General features: G+C 70.9%; 11 protein-coding genes and 1 pseudogene. 8 read left to right on the forward strand and 4 right to left on the reverse strand.

Translation table 11 applies throughout. The features are described from left to right. Positions 1–219 (forward strand): annotated as a pseudogene (locus ACWDX9_RS52525) (winged helix-turn-helix transcriptional regulator); the annotation flags it as partial. A 177-nt stretch (positions 220–396) separates the two neighbouring features. After that, positions 397–873: a hypothetical protein gene (locus tag ACWDX9_RS52530; protein ID WP_449969432.1), complete on the forward strand. Its 477-nt coding sequence runs from the start codon at positions 397–399 to the stop codon at positions 871–873. Between the two features lie 705 nt (positions 874–1,578). Here ACWDX9_RS52530 and ACWDX9_RS52535 read toward each other — a convergent pair. Continuing rightward, positions 1,579–2,229: an NAD(P)-dependent oxidoreductase gene (locus ACWDX9_RS52535; protein WP_449969434.1), complete on the reverse strand. Its 651-nt coding sequence runs from the start codon at positions 2,227–2,229 to the stop codon at positions 1,579–1,581. Between the two features lie 47 nt (positions 2,230–2,276). Next, entirely contained in the window at positions 2,277–2,918 is a 642-nt protein-coding gene (locus tag ACWDX9_RS52540; protein WP_449969437.1) for a DsbA family protein, read from the reverse strand. A gap of 139 nt (positions 2,919–3,057) precedes the next feature. Between ACWDX9_RS52540 and ACWDX9_RS52545 the strand changes: the two genes are divergently transcribed. From ACWDX9_RS52545 to ACWDX9_RS52560, 4 genes are all read left to right on the forward strand, one after another. Then, a complete protein-coding gene (locus ACWDX9_RS52545) occupies positions 3,058–3,975 on the forward strand; it encodes a helix-turn-helix domain-containing protein (RefSeq protein WP_449969440.1) in 918 nt (305 codons plus the stop codon). A gap of 201 nt (positions 3,976–4,176) precedes the next feature. Continuing rightward, positions 4,177–4,764 carry an HD domain-containing protein gene (locus ACWDX9_RS52550; RefSeq protein WP_449969442.1) on the forward strand — a complete coding sequence of 196 codons (588 nt, stop codon included), beginning with the start codon at positions 4,177–4,179 and terminating at the stop codon, positions 4,762–4,764. Between the two features lie 262 nt (positions 4,765–5,026). Continuing rightward, positions 5,027–5,566: a hypothetical protein gene (locus tag ACWDX9_RS52555; RefSeq protein ID WP_449969444.1), complete on the forward strand. Its 540-nt coding sequence runs from the start codon at positions 5,027–5,029 to the stop codon at positions 5,564–5,566. Between the two features lie 635 nt (positions 5,567–6,201). Continuing rightward, positions 6,202–7,440, forward strand: coding sequence for a sensor histidine kinase (locus ACWDX9_RS52560; RefSeq protein WP_449969446.1), 1,239 nt, complete (start codon positions 6,202–6,204; stop codon positions 7,438–7,440). Positions 7,441–7,484: 44 nt separating this feature from the next. Here ACWDX9_RS52560 and ACWDX9_RS52565 read toward each other — a convergent pair whose 3' ends face one another. Continuing rightward, entirely contained in the window at positions 7,485–8,042 is a 558-nt protein-coding gene (locus tag ACWDX9_RS52565; RefSeq protein WP_449969449.1) for a TetR/AcrR family transcriptional regulator, read from the reverse strand. A gap of 68 nt (positions 8,043–8,110) precedes the next feature. Between ACWDX9_RS52565 and ACWDX9_RS52570 the strand changes: the two genes are divergently transcribed. Next, positions 8,111–8,899 (forward strand): ABC transporter ATP-binding protein, encoded by a 789-nt coding sequence (locus ACWDX9_RS52570; protein ID WP_449969452.1) that lies wholly within the window; start codon positions 8,111–8,113, stop codon positions 8,897–8,899. Next, entirely contained in the window at positions 8,896–10,221 is a 1,326-nt protein-coding gene (locus ACWDX9_RS52575; protein WP_449969455.1) for an FtsX-like permease family protein, read from the forward strand. The genes ACWDX9_RS52570 and ACWDX9_RS52575 overlap by 4 nt, the downstream gene beginning before the upstream one ends. On the opposite strand, the gene ACWDX9_RS52580 is transcribed toward ACWDX9_RS52575, so the two are convergent. After that, positions 10,205–11,314 (reverse strand): hypothetical protein (locus tag ACWDX9_RS52580; RefSeq protein ID WP_449969458.1); only part of this gene is annotated, 1,110 nt, incomplete at its 5' end. The two genes, ACWDX9_RS52575 and ACWDX9_RS52580, sit on opposite strands and share 17 nt — an antisense overlap.

Raw genomic sequence — 11,314 nt, forward strand, 5'->3', positions numbered from 1 at the left:
TACCACCTGACCCTCAAAGGCACCGAACTGATCGACCTGCTCATGGTCATGGCCGGCTGGGGCGACAAATGGCTCGCCGGCCAAGCCGGACCGCCCGTCCTCTACCGCCACCACGCATGCGGCGAGATCAGCCGTACCGACCTGCGCTGCGCCCACTGCGGCCAGCCGATGCACGCCGGCGACGTCGACCTGCTGCCAGGCCCCGGCGCGGCCACGTGATCGGGACCGGCTTCACCGCTCGCCGGGAGGCACATGCCCTCCCGTGCGACGAGGCAGGGCCGGCAACACCACGAACACCAGCGGCGACGGCAGGGTGCGCACCGCGGGACCGAGCCACCGCCTCGGTTCCGGCCCGCGGCGCAGTCCGATCGATGATCATGATTGCGCTCCTTCCGGTTGCCGAAAAGTCTCGCGGCTCCGCCGCTCGACCGGCAGATGCCGATGTGGACTGTCATCGGTGACGAACGCCATCGCGAGTTTGGTGATATTTGCATCTGTTCCCGGAAGCCCGCCGCCGCAAGGCGACCCGGGTATCCAGTCGGGAAAAGCCGCGCATCTACGGTTGAGCTGCGGGGCGACGGCGAGCAGGTACGGGTGGAGACCGGCCCGGCGCCGGTGACGACTGATCTGCGAAAAGGAACCGTTCTACGCCCTCGCGAAGGGGCAGGTCGCGACTCCGCCAGCAACGCGGCACGCCAGCACTGGGTCGCCGAACGCGTGCTGGACCTCTTCCCGGTGGCCGTCACCCACATCCGTCCGACCTTCTTCGCCCAGTGGCTGATCGACACCTGGGCCGACGGGACCGGCGAACTGCGGCCGCCCTTCGCCGACGGACGCCATGCCCGATCGCTGAAAGCGACCAGGCAAGGGTGATCGCGGCCATCCTGGAGGACCCCGCCCCGCCACCGGCAAGATCTACCCGCTGTACGGGCCGGCGGAGCTCAACCACTTCGCCGGCACCAACGATGTCGTGAAGACGATCGTCGGCACCTACCCCCTCGACGTCGAGAGCTTCGTCGCCCAGAACCGGGCGGCCTTCGACCTGCGCACCGCCTGAAGCCCAGGATCGTCCCGTGGGTTCGGCCTGGAAATCACGCGCGCGGCGCTCGCGGCCGGACATCACCGAACGGAAGGTGGAAGCCGTCCGCGAGCAGCTCCCCGATGCGGGATTCACCCAGACCATCCACGCCGAACTGGCGCCCCTCGGCGTCCACGTGACACTCGGGCCTCTTCCGCACCGGCGTGATCGACGACTACGCCGGCACCATGCGTGAAGCCGCTACGGGGCTCCACCACAGCTCGTCCAGTCCTTGGGCAGCCCCGGTCCCCCGTGCCCTGGAGCTCGGTGAGGGCGGCGGCGGGGATCTTCGGCGAGCCGGACCTCTGGGGGCGACCTTTGTCGTGGTTGCCCACGGCGAACGGCTATCTGCCGTCACACGGCTGTTGGGCCGCCGCGGGGAACTTCGCGGCAACGGAAGCGTCGGTGATGCCGTCCAGGCGGGCATCCCTCACCGATTGTTGTGCGTAGTTCCCCGCGTTGCCGGGCTGGAGGCTGCAAGAGCCTCAGGCGCCTGTCGGTCAGTAGCCGACGGTGAAGCGCTGCCCACGGTGCCTGGGCTGCTCGATCTCATCGACGAGGGCGACCGCGTAGTCCTCCACGGTGATGGTGCTGTTGCCGTCGTCGTCGGTGATGAGGTCGTCCAGGGCGGTGCGGTAGCTGCCGGTGCGGGTGCCGGGCTCGATCATGGCCGCGGGGCTGATGTTGGTCCAGTCGACGTCGGTGACGGTCCGGTAGTAGTCGAGGGCGTCGCCGTGGGCGTGCATGATCTGCAGCAGGAAGTCGGGCAGGCCCGGGGCGTCCCACACCTGTTTGCCGTCGGGGGTGCGCAGGGACCCGGCGCCGCCGACGGTGATCAGGCGGGGTGCCTGCCCGCCGAGGGTCCGCAGTCCTTCGGTGAGGGCGACGGCGGCCGGCTTGATGGTGGCGATGTGGCCGGGGCCGTCACCGCCGCCGACAGCGCTGACGACGACGTCGCCGCCCTTCGCGGCGGCGGCGACCGACTGGGCGTCGAGGACGTCGCCGGTGGTGACGGTCAGGTTCGCGTGGTGTTCGGTGACCTTGGCGGGGTCGCGGACGACGGCGGTGACGGTGTGGCCGCGGTCGAGGGCCTCGCGGACGATGGCGGAGCCGATCGTGCCGTTGGCGCCGAAGACAGCGATGTTCGTCATGGCAGTGCTTTCCTTTGTGATCTGTTGTGGTGGTTCGGGGGGGGCGGTCAGGCGGAGGTGGGGGCCATGTGCCGGTCGAGGGCCTCCGTGAGCTGGAGGGCGCTGGAGATCGGTCCGCCGAGCCGGTGGATGCCGGTGGGGGTGTGCAGGAGCAGGGTCGGGTAGGCGTCGACGCCGAGCCGGCGCAGTTCCCGGAAGCCGTCTTCGGCTTCGGTGCGGGCGGCCGGGTCGAGGATGGCTGCGGCGACAGCGTCGGCGTCGAGGCCGTGCCCGGCGGCTATGGACCGGTACACGTCGAGGTCGGAGAGGCTGTGGCCGTCGACGCACCAGGCGCGCTGGAGGGCGCTCGCCAGTTCCAGGACGCGTCCGGGAGCCTGGCGGCTCAACGCGACCAGGCCGACGGCGGCGTCGGTGGAGTCCAGCACCAGGGTCCCCATGGCCAGGGCGTGCTTGTAGCCCTCACCGAAGGTGACCCCGGTGGCGGCGGCGACGCGCCGGCCGGCGGCCGGGATGTGCGGGTACGCCGCCACGGGCAGGGCGCGCGGGCCGGAGAAGAGACCCCCGGACAACACCCGCAGATCGATACGGTCCGCGTTGCCGTCGGCGAACTGCCGCAGCGCCGGGCCCAAGCCGTAGCACCAGCCGCAGTAGGCGTCGAACGCGTACGTCAGACGGGTACGGTCTGCCATTCGGGCCTCCTGACGTTGGTAGAAGTCAGTCATCGATATCGGCCGGGAGCTGCGACGTCCTTGCCGCCGCATATGCTCTCGACTGAGTTCAAACATAGGAGCCGTGCAAGGCTCCGCCCAGGTACGGTGAGGTCTCGTCGTGGTGAAAAACGGACACGAAGCGATCCCGGAGATCCAGTACGTCCCGCCGGAGGCCGGCGCGGTCGGTGTCGAAGTGATGCCGATCGCCGAGCTGCGCCGCCGCCTGCATCGCCACGGCGGGGTGGACGGCGCCCGGGACGCCGAGGGAGCCGGCCGCGCACAGCGCCCGGACTTCCACCTGCTCCTCACGGTGGAACAGGGGCTGCTCTGGCACATGATCGACTTCGCCGACTACGCCGCCACCGACAGCACCTGGCTGTGGGTCCGCCCCGGCCAGGTACAGCGCTTCGGTGACCTCAGCGCGGCGACCGGCACTGTGGTGCTGTTCCAGCCCGACTTCCTCGACCCCGCCACCGCCGCCGACGTCCGCCTCGACGACCCCTTCGGACGCACCCTGTGGCAGATCACCGCAGAGGACGCCCCCGCCCTGCACCGGGCCCTCGACCATCTCGCCCGCGAATACGGCACCACCCACATGCCGACCCCCACCCGCTCGGCCATCCTCCAGCGACTGCTCGCCGTGCTCCTGCTGCGCCTGACCCACTTGACCGCACCCGTGGGCACCCCGCCCGCCGAGCACGCGGAGACCTTCCAGCGCTTCCGCGCCGCCGTCGAAACCAGCTTCACCCAGGCCCGCGACGTCGGACACTACGCGCGCGCCCTCGGATACTCGCCGCGCACCTTGACCCGGGCCGCGCTCGCCGCGGCCGGCGTCGGCGCCAAGGAGTTCATCGACCGTCGCGTCGTACTGGAGGCCAAACGCCTCCTCGCCCACGGCGAAGAACCCGTCGCGCGCATCGGGGCCCGCCTCGGCTTCCTCGACGCCAGCAACTTCGTCAAATACTTCGTCCAGCGCACCGGCACCACACCGGCCACCTTCCGTAACCGGTACCGCCCGGCCCGGACCGCCCGCTGAAGCCGCCAGCCGTACCTTCAAGCGGCGCCGTGCCGCGAGACGCCGTCCACCAAGGGCACGAGGCGCGGTTCGCTCCCTGGGCGCGATCACTCACACACCGGGCAGGACGAGGACCGCCACCTGGTGTCATGACCCGATCCTGGCGGTGCATGGCACTCGGGCCTCTTCTCGTTCTTGGCTCCGCCCTCATACGTTCGGCGCATGAACGCCATATTCGCCCTGCCCACGGGGCCGCTGGCCGACGCGAGCCTCGCCCTCGTACAGAAGACGGAGAGCACGCCGATCGCCGACCACAGCATCCGCAGCTTCCTGTTCGCCCGCCTGCTGGCCGAACAGGAAGGCTGCCTGAAAGATGCGGCCTACGACGAGAGCCTGCTCTTCGCCGCCTCCGTGATGCACGATCTGGGGCTGGGCACCCTCGCGGCCGGCCAGGCCCGGTTCGAAGTGGAAGGCGCCGATCTGGCGGCATCCGTGCTGACCGAGCACGGCATCGCCGCAGCGGACGTCGACCGGGTGTGGGAAGCGATTGCCCTGCACTCCTCCCTGGGCATCGCCGACCGGCGCGGGCTGCTGACCTACCTGACACACAAGGGTGTCTTCACCGACGCCGGCGTCTTCACCGACCTCGACGCCGCGATGCTCCAGCCGGTCTACGCCACGTACCCCCGACCCGCCGACGACCGCTCTGTCCCGGACGCGATCGTCGAGCATGCCGCCCGATCCCGGGCCGCGGCACCGCCGTACTCGATCGCAGCCGAGTTGCTGCGCCAGCGGCAGGCCGCAGGGTGACCTCTGAGAGCCCGCACATGACCTGTTGACCGTGCCGTTCCGCGCAACGCCGGCTTGACGTTGGAGATCACCGCGCGCCGCCACATCGCCTTCGTACGGCGCATCGGTTGTCGTACAGTGTATCGCTTCCTCACCCGATGGTGTGAACGGGTTCCCTCGTACGAGGGAGGCGCGCCGTCACCCCTTGACGGGAGCCTTGCGGTGTCACGGATGTTCGACGTCGGGAGGGCGTGTGGCTGCTTCGTTGCGGGTTCGGAGGGCGGTGTATCTGCTGCTGTGCGGGCTCGTGCCGTGGGCGGGGGTGAAGACGGTGTGGACCCTCGGCGGTGATGCCCTTGGAGTGAGCGGGGAGGCCTGGCTGCGGGGGGTCGAGAGCGATGGGGATGCCGTCTATCAGGCGCTGGCGGCTGTCGGCATTGACCTGACGGTGCTGGCGGCCCTGCTCGGCGTGTTTCTCGCTCTTGGGCTGGTGCATCGGTGGGGAATGGTCTTTCCGCGGTGGACCCTGTTTCTCGCCGGGCGGCGGGTGCCCGCCTTGCTGCCCCTGGTTCCGGCATGGGGGGTGGGGTTATGCCTCAGCGTGTACGGGGTTGTGCTGCTGGTCATGGCGCCGCTCAGCGTTGTGGGGGTGATTCCGCGGTTCGCGCCACCGGCGCCCTTCACCAGCAGCGGGGACGTGACGTGGATGATCTTGTTTGGCGGGCTGGCCTTCGGAGGGCTCGGGGGTGCTCTCGTCGTGGGGGCGTGGTCCTACGGACGGCGCGTGTCTGCGGCGAAGCGGGCCGCCGCGGCGACTGGCTGACGCTTCGGGTGACCATGACGAGGCGCGCCGGAGGAGACGATCTCCTCGGCATCTGAGGGAACGCGCCACACCGGGACGACGCTTCTGATCATCACACCATGGAGGCGTCCCGCGCGGCCGTGGACCGGACGTGCCCGAGGCCGCCGCGCCTCTCGGCCTGCTAGCCGCAGTTCCCCGTCCTGGTCCGTCGCGCCACACTGCTCGGCCTGCCCGCCGCGGCTCCCGTCCTGGTCCGCCGCGCCGGGCCCGGCAAAGACGGGGCCGCCCGCCGTACGCCCATGAAGCGGCTGCCGCTGATCGGCGGCGGGTCGAGCACGGCGGGCTCGATCCGCCGCGGGACTCGGCGATGCCGGGCGGTCCTGCTCGGCGTCGTGAGGGTCATCACCGGCGCCAGCCGGCGGCGTAATAAGCGGTGGGCGGCGGGGAAGGCCCATGAGCAGGTCGTGGCCACCCGCGGAGACTTGGCCGAGGCTTTCCCCCAGCATTGTCCTGGCCCAGGACTGTTTCACTACTTTGGGGGTGTGGGCAGCTATTTGTCGAAATTGCGCCCGCGGTCGATTCGCGGGCGGCTCACGATCTTGAGCGTCGTCTGCACGCTGCTGGTCCTCATACCCATTGCCCTGATGATGAGCAAGATGGTCTCAGAGGCGATCGCCGATGTGGCATGGCAGGACACGCAGCAACAGGCGGTGCTGGCGGCGGCCGCCGTACGCGCGGGTGTCCTGCCTCGTACGGTCAAGCCGTCGGTGCCCGGGGTGGATCTGTTGCAGGTCGTGAGTCCCAGTGGGCATGTGCTCGCGGCGTCCCCGTCGGCCAGCGGCGAGCCGATGGCGAAACTGGTGCCCTCTTCCGGCGGTTCGATGGAGAACAGCCAGACCTGCGCCAACCCCGCGCCCGGCTGCCTGCGCATCACCGCGCTCCGGGTGGACGGGCCGGGGTCCCCGATCGTCTACGCCGCCCGGCGCACCACGACGCTGACGTCCACCACGTTCGTCGACTCCATCGTGGCGGCGCAGGCCGCCATCCTGGTCGCCGGCGTCGGGTGGATCGCGTGGGAGGTCACCGGGCGCATCCTGCGACCCGTGGAGGCCGTCCGGTCCCAGCTCGCCACGATCACCCTCAACCATCTGAGCGATCGCATCACCGAGCCGAAAGGCGACGACGAGATCGCCAGGCTGATCCATACGCTCAATCAGACGCTACTGCGGCTGGAGCGGGCCACCTACGAACAGCGGCGGTTCGTGGCCGACGCCTCGCACGAGCTGCGCACCCCGCTGGCCGGGCTGCGCGTCAAGCTGGAGGAGGCCCAGATATATCCGGAGGGCCGGGACGTGGACGGGCTGCTCACCGAGACCTTGGGCGACGTCGACCGGCTGCAGGCGATCATGGGGGATCTGCTCATGCTCGCCGGGCTCGGATCCAGCACATCCGCGGTGCGCGAGAAGGTGGACCTGGGAGACCTGACCCGTACGGAACTGGGGCGGCGCGCCGATCGGATCCCGGTCCGGGCGAGCCTGGCGGAAGATGTCACGGTGCAGGGGGTGTCCAGCCAGCTCACCCGCGTACTGACGAACCTGCTGGACAACGCCCAGCGGCATGCCCGCGAAAAGATCGAGGTCGAGGTGCACCGCGATGGGGGGCAGGCCATCATGGCGGTCGGCGACGACGGCCCGGGCATCCCCGAGGCAGATCGCGAGCGGGTCTTCGAACGGTTCACCCGGCTGGACACGGCCCGCAGCCGCGGGCACGGCGGCACCGGCCTGGGCCTGGCGATCGCCTCCGACGTCGTACGCTCCCACTCGGGAACCATCGCCGTCCTGGACTCCGCCTACGGCGGCGCCTGCTTCGAGGTGCGCCTTCCCCTTGCGCCTTAGCGCCGCCTTCCGCAGAGTCCTCCCGATCGGCTGCAGAGGCGGTATCACCCGCGCTGGCCGAAGCCGGCGGCGGCGAACTGCTCTGCCGTCGGAGCGCGTTCAGGATCGGTGAGCCATTGCGAGGCGAGCCCGACGAGCAGGGCGAGGTAGTGTGACCCGGCCGCCCGGACCTCCCCCGGATCGCTGTCCGGCCCGAGGCCCGCGAACGCCCGCGCCAGCGATGCCCGCGCGAGCTCCTGACCGCCGGCGATCATCCCCCGGATCTCTTCGTCCTGCCGCGCGGACGCCACGGATTCGAAGTTGACGAACCACAGCGACCGGTTGGCCTGGATCGAGTCGATGATCCGTCCCCACAGGGCTTCCCGATCGCCGGACCGCGTTCCGGCGGGTTCTTCGAGCACGGCGAACAGCAGCTCACCCCACTCCGTGTTGAGCTCGCGCAGGGCCCGCGTGAGCAGTTGCTCCTTGGACCCGAAGTGGTAGTTGATCGACGCCTGGTTCGCCCCTGACGCCGCGACCAGGTCTCGCACGGTGGTGTGCGCGTACCCCTTGGTCAGCAGGCAGTCGCGCGCCGCCAGCAGCAGCTTGTCCTTCGCACTCACATGCCCTACGGTATCAAATAAACGTTCGTTTAAGATGTTCGTTTAAAACAATCATTTAGAGAGGTTCCATGACCCCGTACGCCACCGCCGCGCCCGCGCCACCCGTGCTGCGCATCCGCGGTCTACGCTGCGAGTACCCCGGAGAGGCCGGGCCGGTCCATGCGCTGCGCGGCGTCGATCTCGATGTCGCCCGGTCCTCCTTCATCGCGATCATGGGACCGTCGGGCTCGGGCAAGACCACACTCATGCACTGCGCCGCCGGGCTGCAGCAGCCGACGTCCGGCTCCATCGAGCTCGACGGGCAGGACCTTCGCTCGCTCGATCAGACCCAGCTCACGCGGTTGCGCCGGCGCCGCGTCGGATTCGTCTTCCAGTCGTTCAACCTGCTGCCCGCGCTCTCGGCCGTCGACAACGTCGAGCTCCCCCTGCGCCTGGACTCGCGGGAGACGACGCCGGCGCGCACGACCGATCTGCTCGCCCGCGTGGGGCTCGGCAACCGGGGCAGCCACCGCCCTCACCAGCTGTCCGGCGGTCAGAAGCAACGCGTCGCGGTCGCGCGAGCGTTGATCACCGACCCCGACGTCGTCTTCGCCGACGAGCCCACGGGCGCCCTCGACATCCGCAGCGCCAGGGACGTCCTGCGGTTGATGCGCGAACTCGCCGACCGCGGCCAGACGATCATCATGGTCACGCATGATCCGGTCGCCGCCTCCTATTCCGACGCCGTCCTCTTCCTCGCCGACGGCCGGATCGTCGATCACCTCCCGCGACCCACCGCGCAGCAGGTCGCCGGCAGAATGGCCGTTCTGGTCGAATCGGCCGAGCAGGCCGCCAACGACGCGGCGGCGAGCCGATGATCAGAATCGCCATGCGCTCCTTCGCGCATCACCGCGCCACCGCGATCGCCACCGGCCTGGTCGCGCTCGTCGGCACGATCCTGGTCACGGGCATGATGAGCCTGCTCGGCACCGGGCTGGCCCGGAGCACGGCCGCCGCCGACCGCGCGTTCCTGGTGCAGTTCCCGCTCATCATGGGCGGGTGGGCGGTCGCGATCGTCCTGTTCGCCATGGTCTCGACGATCAGCGTCGCGCTCGGCGGCCGGGCCGGGGAGATCGCGGGCATCCGTCTCGTCGGCGCCAGTCCTCGGCAGGTGCAGCAGCTGCTCGCCATCGAGACGGCGGCCGTCTCGGCCGTCACGGCGCTCCCGGGCCTGGCCGGCGGCTACCTCGTCGGCTGGATCGTCATGCGCGGCATCCATGCCGCCGGGCTCACCGACGCGGCCTCGGTCTTCGCGCCCGGCGTGCTCCTCCCGGTCCTCGGCATGCTCGTCGTGCTGGCCGCGAGCGTGCTCGCCGCGTGGATGGGCAGCCGCACCCTCGCTCGTCGCAGCCCGGTGGCCGACGCGTCCCCGCCACCGCGCCGTCGTACCGTACGGCGTCCGGAACGGCGACGCCGTATCGCCGCGACGATCATCATCGCCGCCGGCCTGGCCTCGTCGGCCGCGGTGCTCGCCATGGACCCGGCCGACGTGCTCACCACCGCGATGACCGGACCCGGCTGCGTACTCGTCGCCGCGGGCCTGTGCATTCTCGCCCCGGAGCTCGTCGTCACGGCGAACACCACGCTCAGTGCCTTCCGCCGGGCACAGACCACCGCCCCGTCCCGCCTGGCCGCGATCAACCTCGCCGTGGCCCCGGACCGGGTACGACCGACCGTGACATTCCTGACCCTCTTCGTCGGCGTCGCCGCCGGCACGCTCAGCATGCAAGGCATCGAGAACGGCGCCGGCACGGCGAACGGCACCGCTCAGGTCCTCGCCTCGATCAACTACTTCGTCGTCGCCCTGATCGCGGCGTTCATGGCCATCGCCCTCACCAACAACCTCGTCGCCTCCATCACCCGGCGCCGCTCCGAATTCGCGACCATGTCCCTGATCGGCGCGACCGGCGCCCAGACACAGCGCATGCTGGTACGCGAGATCGGTACGGCCACCGCCATCAGCACCGTCGCAGGAAGCGTGGGCGCGTTCGTCACGGTCCTGCCCTTCGCCATCGTCAAAACAGGCAACCCCCTCCAGGCCGCGGCACCCCTCCCCTACGCCGTCACGATCGTGGTCGGGATCGGCGTCACCATGGGCGTCACGTCCGTCGTCGGAAGGCGCGTCATCCGCGGGGCGTGAGGTCGTGACGGGCCGGGGAGCGCTCGGTCAGCTCCTTCGCCCTGCGGTGATCGTACGGTGCGCAGAGCCGTTCGGCCGTCCTCATGGCCTGCTCCGCCGCCTTCCTCGCGGCCTTCCGCCGTCCCGCGTGGGCCAGGACGAGGGCGCGGGCCCAGCCGATGCGGGCCGCGGCGCCGGGGTGGCGGGACTGGAACCCGGCCAGGTGCCGGTCGAGCCGGCGCGCCGTGGCGGCGTCCGGGGGCAGGGACACGAGCAGTTCGGCCAGGCCGGACCAGCATTCCAGCATGCCGCGCCGGCCCGCCGGCAGCCGGGCGGCCAGGTCCAGCACCGTGGTCAGCGCCTGTCCCGGGCCGATCCGCCCGAGGCGGGCCGCGGCCGTGAGCAGGCGCATCTCCTGGATGACCGGCATGACCGTGCCGTCACGCAGGCCGAGTCGCTGCTCGTGGGAGCGGCGGCGGTCGGTCGACGCGCGGGCCGCCGCCAGGACCTGCCCGATCCGCTCCGCGCTCGTCCCGTCGAGGCGCAGCAGCGCCTCGGCCTGGCCGATCAGGCACCAGTGGCGGCCGATGTCGTCGCCGCCCACCCGCCTGGCCGCCTGCTCCGCCGTGGCGGCGAACAGCTCCGCCGCCTGCTCGAAGTCGCCGCGCCACAGGGCCGTCTCGGCGAGCATCCCCGCGCAGTTCTCCGCCACCCGGGGGTCGACGGTCCTGGCCCGGCACTCGGTGAACGACGCGCACGCCGCCTCGAAGTCCCCGGCCGCGAGCAGATCCAGGCCCCTGGCCAGGCGGGCGCGGCTCGCGGGCTCCGTCGGGTGGTCGATGTCGCTCAGCGATCGATCGGCGAGGGCGCCGTAGCGGGTGGCCAGGCGATGCCGTCCGGCGACGCGGGCGATGGTGGCGAAGTTCGCGTACGCCTCCGCGCGCAGGGCCGCGTCCGGCGTCCGGTCGGCGGCGTTGAGCTGGCGTAACGAGGCGGCCAGCATGGTGAGCAGGTCCTGCTGGTGGTAGGCCAGCCGCGCCAGGAACGTCAGCGCCTGCGCCACCTCGGCCTGTGCCGAGGCGCCCGAGGGACGGATCGGCAGGACGCGGTGGAG

Source organism: Nonomuraea sp. NPDC003201 (assembly GCF_053590415.1).